Source organism: Hydrocarboniphaga sp. FW305-C-57 (genome assembly GCF_058783045.1).
Window position 1 is genome coordinate 161,087 of record NZ_JBYSYG010000011.1, and the last position, 20,603, is coordinate 181,689.

Sequence of the window (20,603 nt, forward strand, 5' to 3'; positions counted from 1 at the left end):
GCTCACGAGCTTTTGCATGACCGCTTCCATCGCCACGCATGTCCTCGGCTACCCGCGCATCGGCGCCCGCCGCGAACTCAAGACCGCCGTCGAGTCGCACTGGAAAGGAACGCTTTCGGCCGACGAACTGCACTGCGTCGCCGCCGGCCTGCGGGCCCGGCACTGGGCGCAGCAGAAAGCGGCCGGACTCGATGTCGTCACCGTCGGCGACTTCGCCTTCTACGATCATCTGCACAACGCCACCGCGCTGTTCTCGGCCGCTCCGCAACGCTTCGGCCTCGGCGATACGGTCGACCTGGCCGGCTACTTCGCGATGGCGCGCGGCACCGCGCAGCAGCCCGCACTGGCGATGAAAAAGTGGTTCGACACCAACTACCACTATCTGGTCCCCGAGATCGGCCCGCAGACCACGTTCAGGCTCAACCGCGACTGGCTGCTGCCCGAGGTGCGCGAGGCGCTCGCGCTCGGCCATGCGGTGAAGGTCGCGCTGCCCGGCCCGCTGACCTGGCTGTGGCTGTCGGCAGCCGAGCCGGGCTTCGACAAGCTGCGGCTGCTGTCGCTGCTGCTCAACGGCTACTTCGCGCTGCTGAGCGAGCTCAGGCAGCTCGGCGTGCGCTGGGTACAGCTCGACGAGCCGGTGCTGTCGCTCGACCTGCCGGCGGAGTGGATCACGGCCTACGGCGTGGTCTATCGCGAACTGGCCGGCGCCGGCCTGCCGCTGCTGCTCGCGACTTACTTCGGCGGCGTCGCCGAGCACGCCGCCTGGCTCAAGCAACTGCCGATCGCCGGCCTGCATCTGGACCTCGTGCGTGCACCGGACCAGCTCGCCGCGTTTCTCGACGACTGGCCCGAAGACAAAGTGCTCTCGCTCGGCGTGATCGACGGCCGCAACCTCTGGCGCAGCGATCTGGGTACGGCACTCGCCACGCTCGACGCGGCCAAGGGCCGGCTCGGCGAGCGCCTGTGGGTATCCACCTCCTGCTCGCTGCTGCACGTGCCGCACGATCTCGCGCAGGAAACCCGGCTCGATCCGCGCATCAAAAGCTGGATGGCGTTCGCCGAACAGAAGCTCGGCGAACTCGCCCTGCTCAAGCGCGCGCTGAACGAAGGCGTAGCGGTCGTCGCCGAGCAGCTTCAAGCCGCAGCGGCTGCGATCGAGGACCGTCGCAATGCACCGAGTACGAAGCGCGACGACGTGCGCGCACGCGTCGCCGCATTGAACGACCGCGATATGCAGCGCCGGTCGGCTTTCGCCGACCGCATCGTGGCCCAGCAGGCGGTGCTGCAACTGCCGAAGCTGCCGACGACGACGATCGGCTCGTTCCCGCAAACCGCCGAGATCCGCGCCGCGCGCGCCGCGTTCAAGGCCGCCAGCATCACGGAGGCCGACTACGTCACCGCGATGCAGAACGAAATCCGCTTCGTCGTCGACCAGCAGGAGCAGCTCGGCCTCGACGTGCTCGTGCATGGCGAGCCCGAGCGCAACGACATGGTCGAATACTTCGGCGAGCAGCTCGATGGCTACGCGTTCACGCAGTTCGGCTGGGTGCAGAGCTACGGCTCGCGCTGCGTGAAGCCGCCGGTGATCTACGGTGACGTCTCGCGCCCGAAGCCGATGACGGTGGAATGGTCGCGCTATGCGCAAAGCCTCACGGCCAGGCCGATGAAGGGCATGCTCAGCGGGCCGCTGACGATGCTGTTCTGGAGCTTCGTGCGTGACGATCTGCCCAAGCGCGAAGTCGCGCTGCAGCTCGCACTCGCACTGCGCGACGAAGTGCTCGACCTCGAAGCCGCCGGCATCAAGCTGATCCAGATCGACGAGCCGACGATTCGCGAAGGCCTGCCGCTCAAAAAGGCCGACTGGCCCGAGTATCTGGACTGGGCCGTGCGCGCGTTTCGTATCACGGCCGCAAGCGTACGCGACGAAACGCAGATCCACACACACATGTGCTACTCGGAGTTCAACGACATTTTGCCTGCGATCGCCGCGCTCGACGCCGATGTCATCACCATCGAAACCTCACGCTCGCGCATGAAGCTGCTCGAAGGCTTCGCCGAGTTCCGCTATCCGAACGACATCGGCCCGGGCCTCTACGACATCCACTCGCCGCGCGTTCCGGCCGCCGAAGAAATGAGCGAGCTGCTGCAACGCGCGCTCAAAGTGGTGCCGGCCGAGCGCCTGTGGGTGAACCCCGATTGTGGCCTCAAGACGCGCGGCTGGCCGGAGACCGAGGCGGCCTTGAAGACGATGGTCGCAACCGCGCGTCAGGCGCGTGAAAGCCTGGCCTGATGCAAAGCCCAGAGTCGATTGAGGTCCGCACGACGGCGCGCGAAAGCCCAGCTTTGGCTGCGCCTGCATTCGATTGGCTGTCCCGATTCGTCTTCGTCGACTCCGATACTGAAATTGACGAAGACACCCATGTTCACAGCGCCGCCTGTAGCTGCCAGTTCCGTGGCGTATAACTTCGAGGTTGCCGATTCCCATGTACAAGCACGCACCGAATCTCGCTGTCTTCGATCCTGAACTCGATGCCGTCATCCACGCGGAAAACGTTCGGCAGGAAGCACACATCGAGCTGATCGCCTCGGAAAATTACGCCTCGCCGGCGGTGATGGAAGCGCAGGGCTCGCAGCTCACCAACAAGTACGCCGAAGGCTATCCAGGCAAGCGCTACTACGGTGGCTGCGAGCACGTCGACGTCGCCGAACAGCTCGCCATCGACCGGCTCAAGCAGCTCTTCGATTGCGACTACGCCAACGTGCAGCCGCACTCGGGCGCGCAGGCCAATGCCGCGATCTTCCTCGCCCTCGTGAACCCGGGCGACACCGTCATGGGCATGAACCTCGCCCAGGGCGGTCACCTGACGCACGGCAACCCGGCGAACTTCTCGGGCAAGCAGTACAAGATCGTGCCGTACGGCCTCGACACCGAGACCGGCCTGATCAACTACGACGAAATGGAGCGCATCGCGCTCGAAACCAAACCGAAGATGCTGATCGGCGGGTTCTCGGCGTATTCGCGAGTGAAGGACTGGAAGCGCATGCGCGAGATCGCCGACAAGGTCGGCGCCTGGTTCTGGGTCGACATGGCGCACATCGCGGGGCTGGTCGCCGCCGGTGAATACCCGAGCCCGCTGCCGTACGCGCACGTCGTCACGAGCACCACGCACAAGACCCTGCGCGGTCCGCGCGGCGGCATCATCCTGACCAAGGGCCAGCCGGAGGACTTCAACAAGAAGTTCCAGAGTGCGGTGTTCCCGGGCATCCAGGGTGGCCCGCTCATGCACGTGATCGCGGCCAAGGCCGTGGCGTTCAAGGAAGCGCTCGACCCGAGCTTCAAGACCTACCAGAAGCAGGTCATCGCCAACGCGCGCGCGATGGCGGGCGTGCTGCTCGAACGCGGCTACAAGGTGGTGTCGGGCGGAACCGACAACCACCTGTTCCTGCTCGACCTGATCGCCAAGAACGTGACGGGCAAGGACGCCGAAGCCCTGCTCGGCAAGGCGCACATCACGGTCAACAAGAATTCGGTGCCGAACGATCCGAAGTCGCCGTTCGTGACGAGCGGCCTGCGCCTGGGCTCGCCGGCGAGCACGACGCGCGGTTTCAGGGAAGCCGAGATGCAGCAGGTCGCGAACTGGATCGCCGATCTGGTCGACACGCTGTCGGCCGGTGGAGACACCGAAGCCGCGGCGGCCAAGGTGCGCGAGGAAGTCTCCGCGCTCTGTGCGCGGTTTCCGGTTTACGGCAAAGCCTCGTGAGGAACGAGACGCAACAACAAGAGCGACGCTCCGGCCGTTACGCACTTCTTCGCCTCACCCCTCACGTCCCCACATCGCGACCGCGCGTCTCGGGCAGCATCAGTGCGCCGACGATCACGGTGACGAGCGCGAAGAACAGCGGATACCAAAGTCCGGCGTAAATGCTGCCGCTCGCCGCGACGAGTGCGAACGCGGTCGGTGGCAGCAGGCCGCCGATCCAGCCGTTGACCGCGTGATACGGAATCGACATGCCGGTGTAGCGGATGCGCGCCGGAAACAGCTCGACCATGATCGCGGCGACGGGCGCATAGGTCATCGCAGAGAACAGGCAGAGCACGCTCAGTAGCGCGACGATGCCGATGGCATTGAGGTTCGAAGCCTGTGGCGACGCCGGATAGCCGGCCTCGCGAATCGCGGTTTCCAGGCGGCGGTGAAACTCGGCGCTGCGTGCAGTGAATTCCGCATCGGCCAGTCCTGCGCCGTCGAAACTCTCGATCTGCACCTCGCCGATGCGAACACTCGCGACGCCGCCCGGTGAGGCTTTCACGTTCGCATAGTCGATGCTGTTCTTCGCGAGCCAGGCCTTGGCGATGTCGCAGGAACTCCGGAACGCCGCCGCACCGACCGGATTGAACTGGAACGAGCAATCCTGTGGATCGGCGATCACCTGCACGGGCGCGGATTCACGCGCAGCCGCGAGTTCCGGATTGGCGAAATGCGTGAGTCCCTTGAAGATCGGGAAGTACAGCAGCGCCGCGAGCACGCAGCCGCCGACGATCAGCGGCTTGCGGCCGATGCGATCGGACAATGCGCCGAACAGCACGTAAGACGGCGCGGTGATCGCGACCGCGACGCCGAGCAGCAGGTTCGAGGTCAGCGCATCGAGCCTGAGTGTCTGCGTGAGAAAAAACAGCGCGTAGAAATGGCTCGCGTACCAGACCGTCGCTTGCCCGGCGCTCACACCGAAGGCGACGACCAGGCCACGACGGATGTTCGGCCAGGAGCCGTAGGCCTCGCGCAGCGGCGCTTTCGAAACGCGGCCTTCGGCCTTCATGCGCTGGAACACCGGCGATTCCTGCAAGGACATGCGCACCCAGACCGACACGATCAGCAGCAGCGCCGACAGCAGAAACGGGACGCGCCAGCCCCAGGCGCTGAACGCGGCTTCGCCCATCGATGCGCGAACCAGCGCGATCACCGCGAGCGACAGCAGCAAACCGCCAGCGGCCATCGTCTGGATCCAGCTCGTCAGATAACCGCGCTTGTCGTCCGGCGCATGTTCGGCCACGTAGATCGCGGCGCCACCGTATTCACCGCCGAGCGCCAGGCCCTGCAACATGCGCAGCGCGACGAGCAGCATCGGCGCAGCGATGCCGATGCTCGCGTACGAAGGCAGGCAGCCGACGAGCACGGTCGACAGGCCCATGACGACGATCGTGATCAGGAAGGTGTGCTTGCGTCCCGAGCGATCGCCGAGCCGGCCAAACACGAGCGCGCCGAACGGTCGCGCAGCGAAACCGACCGAAAACGTCAGCAGCGCGAAGATGAAAGCTGCGGTGTCGTTGACGCCCGAGAAGAAATGCTTGCTCGTGATCGCCGCGAGCGCGCCATACAGGAAGAAGTCGTACCACTCGAACAGCGTGCCGAGCGACGAGGCCAGCACCACCTTGCGTTCGGATGGACTCATGTTTCGGATGCTCCCCTCTGTTTTTCTGGCTGTGATGAAGCTCAGCGTTCGAGCAGCGAAGGCGCCGCGCGCTGCACGCAATCCTGCCGATCGCAGACCTTGCAGCCCAGGCCGATGCTCGTGCTCGCATCAGGCTCGGACAGATCGAGCCCGCGCGAATAGATCAGCCGATGCGCGTGCCGCAGGTCGCAGCCGAGCCCGACCGCGAAGGTCTTCTGCGGACGTCCGTAGCCGATCGGCCCGCTGACGACGCGCCTGGCGATCCACAGATAGCTGCGTCCGTCCGGCATGCGCGCGATCTGCGACAGCACTTTGTCGGGTTGCGAAAATGCCTCGTAGACGATCCAGAGCGGACAGGTGCCGCCGACGCGCGAGAAATGGAAATCCGCCGCCGAATGCCGCTTCGACACGTTGCCCGCGCGATCCACGCGCACGAAGAAGAACGGCAGGCCCGGCAAGCCCGGACGCTGCAAGGTCGACAGGCGATGACACACGGCTTCGAAACCGACGCCGAAGCGGCTCGACAGGCGCTCGATGTCGTAGCTGAGTTCTTCGGCCGATTGCAGGAAGCGCGTGTACGGCATCACGAGCGCACCGGCGAAGTAGTTCGCGAAGCCGATGCGCGCGAGCCGGCGCGATTCGCCCTCGGCGAAACCGCCGTCGCGGATCAGCGCGTCGATGACAGGCCGCATTTCGAGCGCCGCAAGCTGGAACGCCATTTGAAACGCCTGCTGTCCGGGCCGCAGGAAGTCGGCCAGATGCAGGGTCTTGCTGCGCTCGTCGTAGCGCTGCTTCTCGGAATTTTCGGAACCGCCGATCAGCACGCGCACGCCGTGGCGCTCGGCGAGTCGCGTCGTGAGCGCCTGCGCCGCATCGCCGACGATGAAGTCTCCATCGACGAAGATCGCCTCGGCCGCTTCGTCGAGCTCGACGATGTGGTTGTGCCGGCGGTTGAAGTAATCGCGCACTTCTTCGTGCTTGCCGAGCAGGCTGAAGGACGGCAGGTGGTTGCTGTCGCCGACCGTGGCGACGAGCGTGTCCGCGCGCTCCGAAGCGACACGCGCGCGCCGATGCAGTTCGAGCAGCACGCGCGCGACGCCCGGCATGTTCGCCGCGAGCGCGCGCGTCTCGGCGAGCGAGACCGTGTCTCCGCCGACTTCGGCGAGCACGTCGCGCACGTCGGCGATCAGGCGGGCCTCGTCGTTGTCCGAAAACATCTGCACGTCGACGCCGAACTGCGCGTTGATGCGCAGCAGGATCGGCACCGTGAGCGGCCGCTGGTTGTGCTCGATCTGGTTCAGATAGCTCGGCGAAATGCCGAGCGTCTTGGCGAGCGCCACCTGGCTGATGCCGCGCTCCTCGCGCAGCCGCTGCAGGCGCACGCCGGCGAAGGTTTTAGACATGGCGACCTTCGCAAACTTTGCAAACGCGGTTCCGATACTTGGCAAATCTTCGCAATTTCAGTTCTTCCGCCGAAGTCATGGATGCGAATAATGCAAAAACGCACTGGCACTGACCAGCGCACCACGCAAGAGAAAGGAACCGCGATGTCCACACCAGCCCCCGTGCCGACCGTCAAGCTGCTGATCGGCGGCCAGTTCGTCGATTCCACCAGCACCCAGTGGCGCGAGGTGATCAACCCGGCCACGCAGCAGGTGCTCGCCCGCGTTCCGTTCGCGACCACGCAGGAACTCGACGCCGCCGTCGAATCCGCCAAGCGGGCGTTCAAAACCTGGCGCAAGACCTCGATCGGCGTGCGCGCGCGCATCTTCCTGAAGTATCAGCAGCTCATACGCGAGCACATGAAGGAGCTCGCCGCGATCCTGACGGCCGAGCAGGGCAAGACGCTGCCCGACGCCGAGGGCGACATCTTCCGCGGCCTCGAAGTGGTCGAGCACGCGGCCAACATCGGCACGCTGCAGATGGGCGAGCTCGCGAACAACGTCGCCACCGGCGTCGACACCTACACGCTGCTGCAACCGCTCGGCGTCTGCGCGGGCATCACGCCGTTCAACTTCCCGGCGATGATTCCGCTGTGGATGTTCCCGATGGCGATCGCGACCGGCAACACCTTCGTGCTGAAGCCGTCGGAACAGGACCCGATGGTGACGATGCGCCTGGTCGAACTCGCGCTCGAAGCGGGCGTTCCGGCCGGCGTGCTCAACGTCGTGCATGGCGGCGAGAACATCGTCAACGGCATTTGCGATCACCCGGACATCAAGGCGGTGTCGTTCGTCGGCAGTACCCGCGTCGGCACGCACGTCTATCGCCGCGCGACGCTCGCGGGCAAGCGCGCGCAATGCATGATGGGCGCGAAGAATCATGCCGTCGTGCTGCCCGACGCGAACCGTGAGCAGACGATCAACAACCTGATCGGCGCGGCCTTCGGCGCGGCCGGCCAGCGCTGCATGGCCGCGTCGACGCTCGTGCTCGTCGGCGAATCGCGCGCCTGGCTGCCGGAGCTCGTCGAGAAATCGAAAAAGCTCAAGCTCAGCGCGGGCACCGAGCCCGGCACCGACGTCGGACCGGTGGTTTCATGCGGCGCGCTCGAACGCATCAATGGCCTGATAGAGCGCGGCATCCTCGAAGGCGCGAAGCTCGAACTCGACGGTCGCGCCCCAAAGGTCGCCGGCTACGAGAAAGGCAACTTCGTCGGCCCGACGATCTTCTCGGGCGTGAAGCCCGGCATGTCGGTCTACGAGCAGGAAATCTTCGGCCCCGTGCTCGTGGTACTCGAAGCCGCCTCGCTCGACGAAGCGATCGAACTGATCAACGCGAATCCGAACGGCAACGGCGTGGCGCTGTTCACGCAATCCGGCGCGGCCGCGCGCAAGTTCCAGGAAGAAATCGACATCGGCCAGGTCGGCATCAACGTGCCGATTCCGGTGCCGGTTCCGCTGTTCTCGTTCACGGGCTCGCGCGCCTCGAAGCTCGGCGACCTCGGCCCTTACGGCAAGCAGGTGATCCTGTTCTACACGCAGACCAAGACGGTCACGCAGCGCTGGTTCGACGATTCGACGCTGAGCGTCGGCGTGAACACGACGATTTCGCTGCGCTGATCGCAGGCCTCGGAGCAGCGCGATGGATTTCGCTCTCACCGAAGACCAGATCGCCTATCAGGACGCTGCGCGCAATTTTGCGCGCGGCGAACTCGCACCGCATGCCGCGCGCTGGGATGAAGCCGCCGAGTTTCCGCTCGCTGCGATCCGTCGCGCCGGCGAGCTCGGCTTCTGCGGCCTCTACACGCCCGAATCGCTCGGCGGGCTCGGACTTTCGCGGCTCGATGCTTCGATCGTGCTCGAAGAGCTCGCGGCGGGCTGCACGAGCACGGCGGCCTACATCAGCATCCACAACATGGTGTCGTGGATCGTCGCGACGTACGCGCAGGCTGCGTTCGCACGCGAGTGGTCACCCATGCTCGCGAGCGGCGACAAACTCGGCAGCTACTGCCTGACCGAACCGAACGCCGGCTCGGACGCGGCCTCGCTGCGCACGAGCGCGGAAAAGCACGGCGACCGCTACGTGCTCAACGGCAGCAAGGTCTTCATCTCGGGCGCCGGTGCGACCGACCTGCTCGTAGTGTTCGCGCGCACGGGCGGCGTCGGAGCCAGAGGAATCTCGGTGTTCGCGGTGCCGGCCGACACGCCCGGCATCCGCTACGGCAAGCTCGAACACAAGATGGGCTGGAATGCGTCGCCGACGCGCGCGATCGCCTTCGATCAGGTCGAAGTGCCGGCCTCGCAGTTGCTCGCGGCCGAAGGTGAAGGCTTCAAGATCGCGATGCGGGCGCTCGACGGCGGGCGCATCAACATCGCGAGCTGCTCGATCGGCACCGCGCAGAGCGCGCTGTCCCGCGCACAGGAACACCTGACTTCACGCCGCCAGTTCGGTCAGGAACTCGCGCAGTTCCAGGCCCTGCAATTCCGCCTCGCCGACATGCTCACCGAACTCGTCGCCGCCAGACAGATGGTGCGGCTGGCCGCGTGGAAGCTCGATACCGGCAGCGCCGATGCGACAACGTACTGCGCGATGGCCAAGCGCTATGCGACCGACATCGGTTTCGAAGTCTGCAACCAGGCGCTGCAGCTGCACGGCGGCTACGGCTACACGCGCGAGTTCCCGCTCGAACGACACGTGCGCGACAGCCGCGTGCACCAGATTCTCGAAGGCAGCAACGAAATCATGCGCGTGATCGTCGCGCGCGCGGCGCTGCGCCAGGGCGCGACCGAAACGCTGCGCTGAATTTTCCGTCGGCGGGTCGTGGCCCGCCCTACAGCCGATCAACCAGGAACCGACATGAGCACCGAATACCGCAATCTGAAACTCGAAAAGCGCGGACACGCCGCGATCGTGACTTTGAACAATCCGCCCGCGCACACCTGGACCGTCGACAGCCTCAAGGCGCTCACGCAACTCGTGCGCGACCTCGATGCCGATCGCAGCATCTACACGCTGATCGTCACCGGCGACGGGCCCAAGTTCTTTTCGGCAGGCGCGGACCTGAAAGTGTTCGCCGATGGCGACAAGGCGATGGCGCGCGAAATGGGCCGACGCTTCGGCGAGGCCTTCGAAGCGCTCGCCGCCTTCCGCGGCCTGTCGATCGCCGCGATCAACGGCTACGCGATGGGCGGCGGCCTCGAATGCGCGCTCGCCTGCGATCTCCGCATCGCCGAAGAACACGCGCAACTCGCGCTGCCCGAAGCCACCGTGGGTTTGCTGCCTTGCGCGGGCGGCACGCAGAACCTGCCCTGGCTGGTCGGCGAAGGCTGGGCCAAGCGATTGATCCTGATCGGCGAACGCATCGATGCGGCGACGGCGCTGCGCATCGGCCTCGTCGAAGAAGTGGTGCCGCGCGGCGCGGCGCTCGAAACCGCGCTCGCCTGGGCGCAACGCACCGAAGGCCAGAGCCCGACCTCGGTCGCGGCCTGCAAGCAGCTCATCCAGGGCGCGCGCAGCAACCCGCTCAAGCAGCTGCTGCCGCAGGAGCGCGAGGCTTTCGTGAACCTGTTCGACACGCTCGACCAGAAGGAAGGCGTCACCGCCTTCCTCGAAAAGCGCAAGCCGGAGTGGCGCAATGGCTGAGGCGAGCACGCAGGATCTCGTGCTGATTCGTGAAGCCGAAGCGGCCAACGGCAAGCGCATCGGCTACGCCCAGCTCAATGCGGCAAGATCGCTCAACGCGCTGAGCCTGCCGATGATCCGCATGCTCGATGCGGCACTGCGCCGCTGGGCCGACGACGACGCGATCGTTTGCGTGGTGCTGCATGGCGCCGGTGAGAAAGCCTTCTGCGCGGGCGGCGATGTCCGCAGCCTGCACCACGCGATCCGCGAAACTCCAGGCGCGCTACCGAACCTGGCGAATCTCGAATTCTTCGCCGAGGAATACCGGCTCGACCATCGCATCCACACGTATGCGAAACCCATCCTCGTCTGGGGCAGCGGCATCGTCATGGGCGGCGGACTCGGGCTCATGGCCGGCGCGAGTCATCGCGTCGTTACCGAGACTTCGCGCGTCGCGATGCCCGAGATCACGATCGGCTTGTTCCCCGATGTCGGCGGCAGCTGGTTCCTGAGCCGCATGCCGCGCGGCATCGGCCGCTTTCTCGCACTGACCGGCGCATCGATCAATGCGCATGATCTCAAGGTCGCCGGCCTCGCCGATCACTTCGTGCGCGCGGCCGATCGCGATGCGATTTTCGAGCGGCTCGCCACGATCGGTTTCACGGGACATGCGAAAGACGATCGCGAAACGCTCTCCACGATGCTGCAAGCGTTCTCGCAAGCTGCGATCGATGCATTGCCCGCATCGAAGCTGCGCCAGCATGGCGAGCTGATCGAAACGCTCACGGCACCGGATTCACTCGCTGCGGTGTACCGAAATCTCACTTCGTACTCGGGCGACGACGCCTGGTTGCGCAAGGCCGCACAGTCGCTCGCGGCAGGCTCGCCGACCACCGCGGGCCTGGTCTGGGAACTGTTGCGGCGTGCACAAGACCTGAGCCTCGCGGACGTATTCCGGCTCGAACTGATCGTCGCCCTGCAGTGCTGCGCGCATCCGGATTTCGCCGAAGGCGTGCGCGCCCTGCTGATCGACAAGGACAACCAGCCGCGCTGGACGCCCGCGACCTTCGCCGGGCTCAGCGACGACTGGATCGCCGAACACTTCGTCGAGCCACGCTGGCCGCAGGGCGCGCATCCGCTCGCCGATCTGCGCTGAGAAAAAACAAAACAGGAGCATACGCATGAGCCTCATCGCCTTCATCGGTCTCGGCAACATGGGCGGGCCGATGGCCTTGAACCTGCTCAAGGCCGGACATCAGCTGCAGGTCTACGATCTGTCCGCCGCCGCGCTCGAAGCCGCCCGGGCGGCCGGCGCGAACGTCGCCGCCAGCCCGGCGCAGGCCGTCGCGAACGCCGGAATCGTCATCTCGATGCTGCCCGCGAGCCGGCACGTCGAATCGCTGTATCTCGGCGCAAGCGCCAATGAACAAGGCCTGCTCCAGCACATCAGGCCCGGAACACTGGTGATCGATTGCTCGACGATCGCGCCGGCGTCTTCACGCAAGGTCGCCAGCGCCGCGCAGGCACTCGACATCGTCTTCATCGATGCACCGGTCTCTGGCGGGACCGCAGGCGCGGCGGCCGGCACGCTGAGCTTCATCGTCGGCGGCGATGCAGCCGCGTTCGAGCGAGCGAAGCCGGTGCTCGAGAAGATGGGCAGAAACCTCTTCCACGCCGGTGCCGTCGGTGCCGGGCAGGTCGCCAAGATCGCCAACAACATGCTGCTCGCGATCCACATGGCCGGCACTGCGGAGGCGCTCGCGCTCGGCGTCGCCAACGGCCTCGATCCGAAAGTGCTGTCCGAGATCATGCTCAAGAGCTCGGGCCGCAACTGGTCGCTCGAGGTCTATAACCCCTGGCCCGGCGTGCAGGACGGCGTACCGGCCTCGCGCGGCTACAGCGGCGGTTTCGGCAGCGCGCTGATGCTCAAGGATCTGGGCCTGGCGGCTGAAGCCTCGATCGCGAGCGGCAGCGCGATCCCGCTCGGAGAACTCGCGCGCAACCTCTACGCCCTGCATTCGGCGAACTCGGGCGCGCTCGATTTTTCGAGCATCGTCGAGCTGTACCGGCGCGGGCGCTGAGCTTGCGGCGGTGCCGACGGCGCCTTTATAGTCGCCGCCGTCATTGGGGAGTAGCCGCCTCCGCACAGGAGGAGCCCACGTCAACAAACTCGGTCGAAGACCGTGGCGTGTGCGGGATGTCCAGGCGAGACCTTTGACTCTGTCATCCAGCAGCCGGGCCGGCGATGGAAGGCAGGGTCAATGGTGTCCACGCTCGCCGGCCCCAGGAAATGAATCAGTGGAAGCTCTGCTCACCTCGTTCGGCATGGTCGCGATCGCCGAGATCGGGGACAAAACCCAGCTGCTGTCTTTCGTGCTCGCCACGCGCTTTCGCGGGCAGCATTGGCCGATCATCGCCGGCATCTTCATCGCGACGATCTGCAATCACCTCGTCGCCGCCTACGTCGGCGACTGGGTCGCCTCGCACGTCTCGCCGGACGTCATGCGCTGGGTACTCGGCGGCGCCTTCCTGGCGTTCGCGGCCTGGGCGCTGATTCCGGACACGCTCGACGAAGACCCGAAGCAGAAGCCCGGCGCCGGCGCGTTTCTGACCACGCTGACGATGTTCTTCCTGGCCGAAATGGGCGACAAGACCCAGCTCGCGACGATTGCCCTCGGTGCGCAGTACAGCAACCTGTTCATGGTCGCCACCGGCACCACGCTCGGCATGATGGCGGCCAATGTCCCGGCCGTGCTGGTCGGCGAAAAACTCGCCCAGCGCTTCCCCCTGAGCAAGATGCGCTTCGTTGCGGCGGCCCTGTTCGCGATCTTCGGCGTGCTGATCCTGCTCAAGTTCAATTTCGGGCTCGGGCTGGCCGGGCTGTGAGCGCTCGCAGCCGCGAATCCGGCCCGGTGCCGGGCTCGCGGCTGCGGGATGCCGGGCCGGCAGGTAAGATACGCTCTACTTTTCGCCGTCCCTCGCCCCACCTCAAGCCTGCAAGACTCGACATGATTCGCTGGCGTCGCATCTAAGAACCCCGCTTTTTCTCCGCCTGCGCTCGCGCCGCGGAGACCTTCGAGGCAGCCGCGCGCGGCTCCCAACCAGCAGAACTCTTAGGTGCCCCCATGCTGCTCATGATCGACAACTACGACTCCTTCACCTACAACCTCGTCCAGTATTTCGGCGAGCTCGGCGTGGAGGTGCAGGTTCACCGCAACGACCAGATCACGGTCGACGAGGTCGCGGCGCTCAAACCCCAACACATCGTGCTCTCGCCGGGTCCGTGCACGCCCAATGAGGCGGGTATCTGCCTCGAGCTGATCGAAAAGCTCGGCAAACCCGGGCGCTTTCCGATCCTCGGCGTCTGCCTCGGCCACCAGTCCATCGGCCAGGCTTTCGGTGGCGACGTGCGTCGCGCCCGCCAGGTCATGCACGGCAAGACCAGCTTCGTGCACCACCGTGATACCGGGGTGTTCGCCGGGCTGCCGACGCCGTACACGGCCACGCGCTATCACTCGCTGATCGTCGATCGCGAAAGCTTCCCGAGCGATCTCGAAATCACCGCCTGGACCCAGCGCGAAGACGGCTCGCAGGACGAAGTCATGGGCCTCAAGCACAAGACGCTCGCGATCGAAGGCGTGCAGTTCCACCCCGAGTCCATCCTGACCGAGCACGGGCACGCGCTGCTGAAGAATTTCATCGAGCGCTACTGAGCCATGAGCATCACTCCGCAAGAGGCGCTCACGCGCACGATCGAACACCGCGAGATCTTCCACGACGAAATGGTCGCGCTGATGCGCCAGATCATGCGCGGCGAAGTCTCCGACCCGATGATCGCGGCGCTGCTGATCGGGCTGCGCGTGAAGAAGGAAACCGTCGGCGAGATCGCCGCCGCCGCGAGCGTCATGCGCGAGCTCTCTCGCAAGGTCACGCTGCCAGACCAGCCGCATCTGGTCGACGTGGTCGGCACCGGCGGCGACGGCGCGCACACCTTCAACATTTCCACCGCGGCGAGCTTCACGGCCGCGGCCGCGGGCGCGCGCATCGCCAAGCACGGCAATCGCAGCGTCTCATCCAAGAGCGGCGCGGCCGACGTGCTCGAAGCGCTCGGCGCGGCGATCGAACTCGAACCCGAACAGGTCGCCGCCTGCATCGAACAGGCCGGCTTCGGCTTCATGTTCGCGCCCAAGCATCATCCGGCGATGAAGGCGGTCGGCCCGGTACGCCGCGAGCTCGGCGTGCGCACGGTGTTCAACATCCTCGGCCCGCTGACGAACCCGGCCGACGCGCCGAACATCCTGATGGGCGTGTTCCATCCCGATCTCGTCGGCATCCAGGTTCGCGTGCTCGAAAAGCTCGGCGCCCAGCGCGCGCTGGTGGTCTGGGGCCGCGACGGACTCGACGAGATTTCGCTCGGCGCGGCGACGCTGGTCGGCGAGCTGCGCGACGGCGTCGTGCGCGAATACGACATCCATCCCGAAGACTTCGGCATCGCGATGTCGGCCACGCGCAACCTCAAGGTCGACAACCCCGAGCAATCCAAGGCCATGCTGTTCTCGGCGCTCGCCAACGAGCCCGGCCCGGCGCGCGACATCGTCAGTCTCAACGCGGCTGCGGCGCTCTACGCCTCGGGCGTCGCGAGCAGCATCGCCGACGGCCTCGAGCGCGCGCGCGCCGTGCTCGCCTCGGGCGCCGCGCGCGCCAAGCTCGACGACTACGTGCGCATTTCGCGCACGGTCGCCTTGCTCAACCAAGAAGCGATTACGGAATGAGCGACATCCTCGACACCATCCTGGCGCGCAAGCGCGAAGAGATCGCCGCGCTGCGCGAGCGCACCACGCTCGCCGAACTGCAGCGTCGCGCCGCCGCGCAGGACGCTCCGCGCGGCTTCGCCGGCGCCCTGCAGGCCAAAGCCAGGACCGGCGCCGCGGTGATCGCCGAGATCAAGCGCGCCTCGCCGAGCAAAGGCCTGATCCGCGCCGATTTCGACGCGGCCTGGCTCGCGCGCGAATACGAAGCCGGCGGCGCGGCCTGCCTGTCGGTGCTGACCGATCGGGACTTCTTCCAGGGTGGCGACGAATACCTGATCGCCGCTCGCGCGGCCTGCTCGCTGCCGGTGATCCGCAAGGATTTCATCATCGACGAATGGCAAGTCGTGGAAGCACGCGCGATCGGCGCCGATTGCATCCTGCTGATCGCCGCCGCATTGAGCGCCTCGCGCCTGCGCGAGCTGCACCACTGCGCGCTCGAGCATGAACTCGATGTGCTCGTGGAGATTCACGACGGCGCCGAACTCGATCTCGTGCTGTCGGCCGAGCTCGGCAGCGACTATCTGCTCGGCATCAACAACCGCAACCTGCGCAGCTTCGAAACCAGCCTCGACACCACGCTCGACTTGCTGGCTCGCCTGCCGGCCGGAACCGAAGTGGTCACCGAAAGCGGCATCGCCGCAGCGGCCGACGTGCAGCGCATGCTCGACGCCGGTGTGCGGCGCTTTCTGGTCGGCGAATCCTTGATGCGCCAGCCGCGCCCAAGCGAGGCGCTGCGGACGCTGATCGGCTGATCGATCCGCTAGCTGCCGGTCTTGCGCATCAGCCGCAGTTTCTGCGGCGGTGGCGGCGCCTCGGCACCGATGATGACAATGCTGCGCCCGCTGACCTTCACCATGCCGTCCTCTTCGAGCCGGCGCAGCACCCGGCCTGCCATTTCGCGCGAACAGCCGATCAGCCGCGCAAGCTCCTGGCGGCTGCATTTGATCAGGGCGCCGTTCTCGTGCGGCCGTGCGTCCGGCTGACGGCCGAGCTCCATGAGCGCACCCGCGAGTCGGCCGGCGACGTCGAGAAACGCCAGATTGCCGAGCCGGCGGCTGGTGTCGCGCACGCGCGCGGCGAGCTGGCCGGCCACCTCGTACATGATGCGCGGGTTTTTCATGACGAAGGCGTCGAACTTCTCATACGCGATCTCGGCGACCAGCGTCGGCAGGCGCGTCCGCACGATGGCGGAGCGCGAGTCCTGATCGGGGAACAGGCACATTTCGCCGAAGAACTCGCCCGCGTTGAGATAGGCCAGTACGATTTCGCGGCCGTCGTCGTCCTCCAGCAGAATGCTGATCGAGCCTTCCAGGATCAGGTAGATCGACGTGGGCGGATCGCCCGGATGGATGATGGTGTGCTTGGCTGGCAGCGTGCGCTTGTGCGCCTGCGCCACGAAGGCCTGAATGGCCGGCTTCTGCAGAAAGGACATCCCCGTTTTCCCCTGTCCGAATCGACACGCCCGGCGGCCTACCCCAGGCCCGCCGCCCTTGTTTTCCCGAAATTAGCAAACATCGTCACAGTCCCGGAGGGCACCTATGCAAGCAAGAGTGAAGTGGGTCGAAAATTCGGCCTTCGTCGGCGAGAGCGGCAGCAACCACGCGATCGTCATCGACGGGCCGCCCGAGATCGGCGGCCGCAACCTCGGCGCGCGCCCGATGGAGCTCATGCTGATTTCGGTGGGCTCCTGCTCGGCCGTCGACGTGGTGATGATCCTCAAGAAGGCGCGTCAGCCGATCAGCGACTGCTTCGTCGAGGTGGAAGGCAAACGGGCCGATACCGAGCCGAAGGTGTTCACCGACATCCACCTGAAGTTCGTGATCACCGGCAAGGGCCTCAACGAGAACCAGGTCAAGCGGGCGGTGGAGCTGTCGGCCGACAAGTACTGCTCGGCCTCGATCATGCTCAAGCGTGGCGGCGTCAACGTGACGCACAGCTACGAGCTGCGCGAGCCGGCCTGAATCGGTCCGCATTCGGAGGCCCGGGGCGGATGGCTTCGGGCGGCCGGCGTCCTGGCTGAACAACGCACAACCGTCATCCCTTTTGCCGCATAATGCCGGCCCTTCGCGTGCGGCCCCGCACGCGGTCCTCTCCCTTTTCAGCATTCATGGAGGATCTTCGCGTGGCGAAGCCGACCAATAATCCCAAGCTCAAGCTCCTCGGGTTCAACAACCTGACCAAGACGCTGAGCTTCAACATTTACGACATCTGCTACGCGCGCTCCCTGCAGCATCAGCAGGAGTACATCGAGTACATCGACGAGCAGTACAACGCCGAGCGCCTGACCGAAATCCTCACCGAGGTGGCCGACATCATCGGCGCCAACATCCTCAACGTGGCGCGCCAGGATTACGACCCGCAGGGCGCCTCGGTGACGATGCTGATCTCCGAAGGCCATCTCGACGGCCTGCCGACCCCGGGTTCGCCCGAGCCGGGCACGATCATCCAGAAGGATTCGGTCGTCACGCATCTGGACAAGAGCCACATCACCGTCCACACCTACCCGGAAAACCATCCGGACGCGGGCATCAGCACCTTCCGCGCGGACATCGACGTGTCGACCTGCGGCAAGATCAGCCCGCTCAAGGCACTGAACTACCTGATCAAGAGCTTCGAGAGCGACATCGTGGTGATGGATTACCGCGTGCGCGGCTTCACGCGCAACGTGCGCGGCATGAAGCACTTCATCGACCACAACGTCGACTCGATCCAGAACTTCATCAGCAAGAGCATTCGCGAGCGCTACGACATGGTCGACGTCAACGTCTACCAGGAGAACATCTTCCACACCAAGATGAAGCTCAAGGAGCTCGATCTCGACACCTACCTGTTCGGCGAAGGCGCCGCCGAGCTGCCGCCGCGCGATGCCAAGCGCATCAGCGAGCGCGTCGATCACGAGATCATGGAAATCTTCTACGGTCGCAACATCCAGCGCTGATGCTTCGGCGCTGATCCTCCGGCCTGGATCGCTTCACGCCAGCCTCTGCGCGGTCGCCGCGCAGAGGCTTTTTAATGCCTGCGAGGCCTCAGCAAAGACTCCGATATTCCTTTTGCATTCAGCGGTCTGCGCCTATCGTGGCGATCGCTGTGGCATGAGGCTGCAGCGTTTCAAGTCTTTCAGGAGATTGCCCAATGCCGATCCAGGCCCTGGCCCGCGCCGAGACGCGGGTCGACACGCTACAGCCCGATCGCCGCCTCGATGCGGCCTCGCAGATCGCCGTCGACCGGCGCTTCGCCGGCTGTCGCGTGCTGATGGTGCCGGGGCTTTTCGGCAGCGGGCCGGATCACTGGCAATCCGAATGGCAGCGCCGCTACCCGCGCTTCGAGCGCGTCGAACAGGACGACTGGTCCTGGCCGAACCTCGACCGCTGGTCGCGCCGCGTGGTCGAGACCGCGATCCAGGCCGAAGAACCCGTGGTGCTCGTCGCCCACAGCTTCGGCTGCCTGGCGACCGTGCGCGCCTCGGTGTTCCAGTCGAACCTGATCGCCGGCGCGCTGTTGGTGGCTCCGGCCGACCCGGCGCGCTTCGGCGTCGAGGCCAAGCTGCCGCAGACGACGATCGACTTCCCGACCACCGTGGTCGCGAGCACCAACGATCCGTGGATGACGCTCGACAACGCGCGCCGCTGGGCCGACCGCTGGGGCAGCAGCTTCGTGCGCCTCGACGGCGCCGGCCACATCAACGTGAAGGCGGGCTACACCGAATGGCCGCTCGGCCTGGAACTGCTAGACGATCTTTGTCGGGCCATCCAGCCGCAGAAGCAGACGCTTCTCCAGCTTCTCCACTGAGGGAAGGTCCGCGCCCGCGCGGCCGAGCGCCGCGTTCCGGTATGGCGGTCGCGGCGCCCTGCGCATTCAGACGCGGTAGGCGGCGGCCTTCATGAGCGCCGCGACCCGGCGCATGACCCCGCGCACCGGCGCCGGCAGCGGCTGGGCGCCGAGCTGGGCCGCTTCCTGGCCGTGGCGCTGTTCGTCCTCGCGCATGGTCTGCAGCACCGCGCGGCTGCGCTCGTCCTGGGCCGGCAGCTTGCGCAGGTGCTCGTCGAGATGCTCGGAAACCTGCTTCTCGGTTTCTTCGACGAAGCCGAGGCTCCAGCGATCGCCGGCCATGCCGGCCGCAGCCCCGATCGCGAACGAACCCGCGTACCACAGCGGCTGCAGCAGGCTCGGCCGGTCGCCGAGCTCGGCGAGGCGCTGCTCGCACCATTGCAGGTGGGCGCGCTCCTCGTCGGCGGCCTCGAGCAGATGCTCGCGAATCGTCGGGTCGCGCGAAACCAGCGCCTGGCCGTGATACAGCGCCTGCGCGGCGATCTCGCCGGCGTGATTGATGCGCATGAGACCCGCCGCGTGACGGCGCTCGCTCGCGTCGAGTTCGGCATCGGGCGCCTCGTCGGCCGGGCTCGGACGCGGTCCGGCCGACGAGGGCCGCGAAAACCCTGCGAGCCGCTGCTGGAAGCCGATCAGCAGCCGGTCGGCCGGCGAATACTGGCGCTTCGAACTCATGGGGCGGGCCGCTGCACCTTGATCGACTGCGGCTCGCCGAGGAACTTGGGCCGCGTCGACAGCACGAACAGGTCGAGCACCGCCTTCACGCGCGCGAAGACCTCGCGCGTATACGGCTGAAAGCTCGGCCCTGGACCGGGCGCCGCGTAGGCGGCCACGCGCATCTCGAGCTTCTTGCCGATGAAGACGGCGCGATAGCAGTGATATTCCTGGGTCACCACGGTGAGCCGCTCGAGCCCGAACACTTCCTTGGCGCGGGCCACCGAGTCGAGCGTGCGCAGGCCCGCGAAATCCATCGTGATGACGGACTCCGGGATGCCGGCCTTGATGAGCTCTTTGCGCATCTGCCGGGGCTCGTTGTAGGTCTCGTCCGGGTTGGCCCCGCTGACGATGATGTGCTTGATCTTGCCGATCTGGTACAGCTGCACGGCCGCTTCGATGCGCCCGTAGAAATGCGGGTTGGGCTTGCCGCCGCGCGTGTACGGGCTCGTGCCGAGCACCAGGCCGACGTCGTTCTCGGGCAGCAGCGCCCAGTTCGTGTAGACGTAGGCGTCCGTGCTGTTGATGACCCAGCGATTGGCCAGCAGCACGATCACGCCGAGCCCCAGCACGGCGACCCAGAGCCCGCGCCAGAGCCGGCGTCTCAGACGTTTGAAGCGAAGATTGGCCACGGCCCTCCGGCGATGTGAGGCGGTCAGGAGAAATACGCGCCTAGTCTAACAACCGATGCACGGCCGGGCTTTCCCGGGCCCCGGTTTCGGGCTCGTTTCCGGGCCTTCT

The 20,603-nt window shown here is 66.1% G+C and carries 19 protein-coding genes and 1 riboswitch; of the genes, 14 read left to right on the forward strand and 5 right to left on the reverse strand.

The window, feature by feature from the left end:
* The first annotated feature begins 16 nt into the window (after positions 1 to 16).
* Positions 17 to 2,290 (forward strand): 5-methyltetrahydropteroyltriglutamate--homocysteine S-methyltransferase, encoded by a 2,274-nt coding sequence (metE, locus tag AC3WUM_RS19985; protein WP_492412463.1) that lies wholly within the window; start codon positions 17 to 19, stop codon positions 2,288 to 2,290.
* Positions 2,291 to 2,483: 193 nt separating this feature from the next.
* Positions 2,484 to 3,761, forward strand: a complete 1,278-nt coding sequence (gene glyA, locus AC3WUM_RS19990; protein WP_492412465.1) for a serine hydroxymethyltransferase — start codon at positions 2,484 to 2,486, stop codon at positions 3,759 to 3,761.
* 61 nt (positions 3,762 to 3,822) lie between these two features.
* On the opposite strand, the gene AC3WUM_RS19995 is transcribed toward glyA, so the two are convergent.
* Together AC3WUM_RS19995 and AC3WUM_RS20000 are read right to left on the reverse strand one after the other, a co-directional pair.
* Complete coding sequence (locus tag AC3WUM_RS19995) at positions 3,823 to 5,448, reverse strand: MFS transporter (protein ID WP_492412467.1); 1,626 nt, start codon at positions 5,446 to 5,448, stop codon at positions 3,823 to 3,825.
* Between the two features lie 41 nt (positions 5,449 to 5,489).
* A complete protein-coding gene (locus tag AC3WUM_RS20000) occupies positions 5,490 to 6,851 on the reverse strand; it encodes a short-chain fatty acyl-CoA regulator family protein (protein ID WP_492412469.1) in 1,362 nt (453 codons plus the stop codon).
* Positions 6,852 to 6,995: 144 nt separating this feature from the next.
* Here AC3WUM_RS20000 and AC3WUM_RS20005 point away from each other — a divergent pair, with 144 nt between their 5' ends.
* The 9 genes from AC3WUM_RS20005 to trpC all read left to right on the forward strand — a co-directional run bounded on the left by AC3WUM_RS20005 (position 6,996) and on the right by trpC (position 16,072).
* On the forward strand, positions 6,996 to 8,507 hold the full coding sequence (locus AC3WUM_RS20005; protein ID WP_492412471.1) for a CoA-acylating methylmalonate-semialdehyde dehydrogenase: 1,512 nt from the start codon (positions 6,996 to 6,998) through the stop codon (positions 8,505 to 8,507).
* A 22-nt stretch (positions 8,508 to 8,529) separates the two neighbouring features.
* On the forward strand, positions 8,530 to 9,690 hold the full coding sequence (locus tag AC3WUM_RS20010; RefSeq protein WP_492412473.1) for an acyl-CoA dehydrogenase family protein: 1,161 nt from the start codon (positions 8,530 to 8,532) through the stop codon (positions 9,688 to 9,690).
* A gap of 54 nt (positions 9,691 to 9,744) precedes the next feature.
* Entirely contained in the window at positions 9,745 to 10,530 is a 786-nt protein-coding gene (locus AC3WUM_RS20015; RefSeq protein WP_492412474.1) for an enoyl-CoA hydratase, read from the forward strand.
* Positions 10,523 to 11,665: an enoyl-CoA hydratase/isomerase family protein gene (locus AC3WUM_RS20020; RefSeq protein WP_492412476.1), complete on the forward strand. Its 1,143-nt coding sequence runs from the start codon at positions 10,523 to 10,525 to the stop codon at positions 11,663 to 11,665. Before AC3WUM_RS20015 ends, AC3WUM_RS20020 begins: the two co-directional genes overlap by 8 nt.
* A gap of 25 nt (positions 11,666 to 11,690) precedes the next feature.
* Positions 11,691 to 12,590 (forward strand): 3-hydroxyisobutyrate dehydrogenase, encoded by a 900-nt coding sequence (gene mmsB, locus AC3WUM_RS20025; RefSeq protein ID WP_492412478.1) that lies wholly within the window; start codon positions 11,691 to 11,693, stop codon positions 12,588 to 12,590.
* 33 nt (positions 12,591 to 12,623) lie between these two features.
* A riboswitch (yybP-ykoY riboswitch) is annotated at positions 12,624 to 12,794 on the forward strand.
* 13 nt (positions 12,795 to 12,807) lie between these two features.
* On the forward strand, positions 12,808 to 13,395 hold the full coding sequence (locus AC3WUM_RS20030) for a TMEM165/GDT1 family protein (protein WP_492412480.1): 588 nt from the start codon (positions 12,808 to 12,810) through the stop codon (positions 13,393 to 13,395).
* 239 nt (positions 13,396 to 13,634) lie between these two features.
* On the forward strand, positions 13,635 to 14,222 hold the full coding sequence (locus AC3WUM_RS20035; RefSeq protein ID WP_492412482.1) for an anthranilate synthase component II: 588 nt from the start codon (positions 13,635 to 13,637) through the stop codon (positions 14,220 to 14,222).
* Positions 14,223 to 14,225: 3 nt separating this feature from the next.
* Positions 14,226 to 15,281 (forward strand): anthranilate phosphoribosyltransferase, encoded by a 1,056-nt coding sequence (trpD, locus tag AC3WUM_RS20040; RefSeq protein WP_492412484.1) that lies wholly within the window; start codon positions 14,226 to 14,228, stop codon positions 15,279 to 15,281.
* A complete protein-coding gene (gene trpC, locus AC3WUM_RS20045) occupies positions 15,278 to 16,072 on the forward strand; it encodes an indole-3-glycerol phosphate synthase TrpC (RefSeq protein WP_492412486.1) in 795 nt (264 codons plus the stop codon). Before trpD ends, trpC begins: the two co-directional genes overlap by 4 nt.
* 8 nt (positions 16,073 to 16,080) lie before the next feature.
* On the opposite strand, the gene AC3WUM_RS20050 is transcribed toward trpC, so the two are convergent.
* Positions 16,081 to 16,752: a cyclic nucleotide-binding domain-containing protein gene (locus AC3WUM_RS20050; RefSeq protein WP_492412488.1), complete on the reverse strand. Its 672-nt coding sequence runs from the start codon at positions 16,750 to 16,752 to the stop codon at positions 16,081 to 16,083.
* A gap of 106 nt (positions 16,753 to 16,858) precedes the next feature.
* On the opposite strand from AC3WUM_RS20050, the gene AC3WUM_RS20055 reads away from it, so the two are divergent.
* The 3 genes from AC3WUM_RS20055 to AC3WUM_RS20065 all read left to right on the forward strand — a co-directional run bounded on the left by AC3WUM_RS20055 (position 16,859) and on the right by AC3WUM_RS20065 (position 19,109).
* Positions 16,859 to 17,281: an OsmC family protein gene (locus AC3WUM_RS20055; protein WP_492412490.1), complete on the forward strand. Its 423-nt coding sequence runs from the start codon at positions 16,859 to 16,861 to the stop codon at positions 17,279 to 17,281.
* A gap of 146 nt (positions 17,282 to 17,427) precedes the next feature.
* Positions 17,428 to 18,258, forward strand: coding sequence for an adenosylmethionine decarboxylase (speD, locus tag AC3WUM_RS20060; RefSeq protein ID WP_492412492.1), 831 nt, complete (start codon positions 17,428 to 17,430; stop codon positions 18,256 to 18,258).
* A 194-nt stretch (positions 18,259 to 18,452) separates the two neighbouring features.
* Entirely contained in the window at positions 18,453 to 19,109 is a 657-nt protein-coding gene (locus AC3WUM_RS20065) for an RBBP9/YdeN family alpha/beta hydrolase (RefSeq protein ID WP_492412494.1), read from the forward strand.
* Positions 19,110 to 19,175: 66 nt separating this feature from the next.
* On the opposite strand, the gene coq7 is transcribed toward AC3WUM_RS20065, so the two are convergent.
* Positions 19,176 to 19,823, reverse strand: coding sequence for a 2-polyprenyl-3-methyl-6-methoxy-1,4-benzoquinone monooxygenase (gene coq7 / locus AC3WUM_RS20070; protein ID WP_492412496.1), 648 nt, complete (start codon positions 19,821 to 19,823; stop codon positions 19,176 to 19,178).
* Positions 19,820 to 20,494, reverse strand: a complete 675-nt coding sequence (locus AC3WUM_RS20075; RefSeq protein WP_492412497.1) for a SanA/YdcF family protein — start codon at positions 20,492 to 20,494, stop codon at positions 19,820 to 19,822. The genes coq7 and AC3WUM_RS20075 overlap by 4 nt, the downstream gene beginning before the upstream one ends.
* Positions 20,495 to 20,603 lie beyond the last annotated feature (109 nt).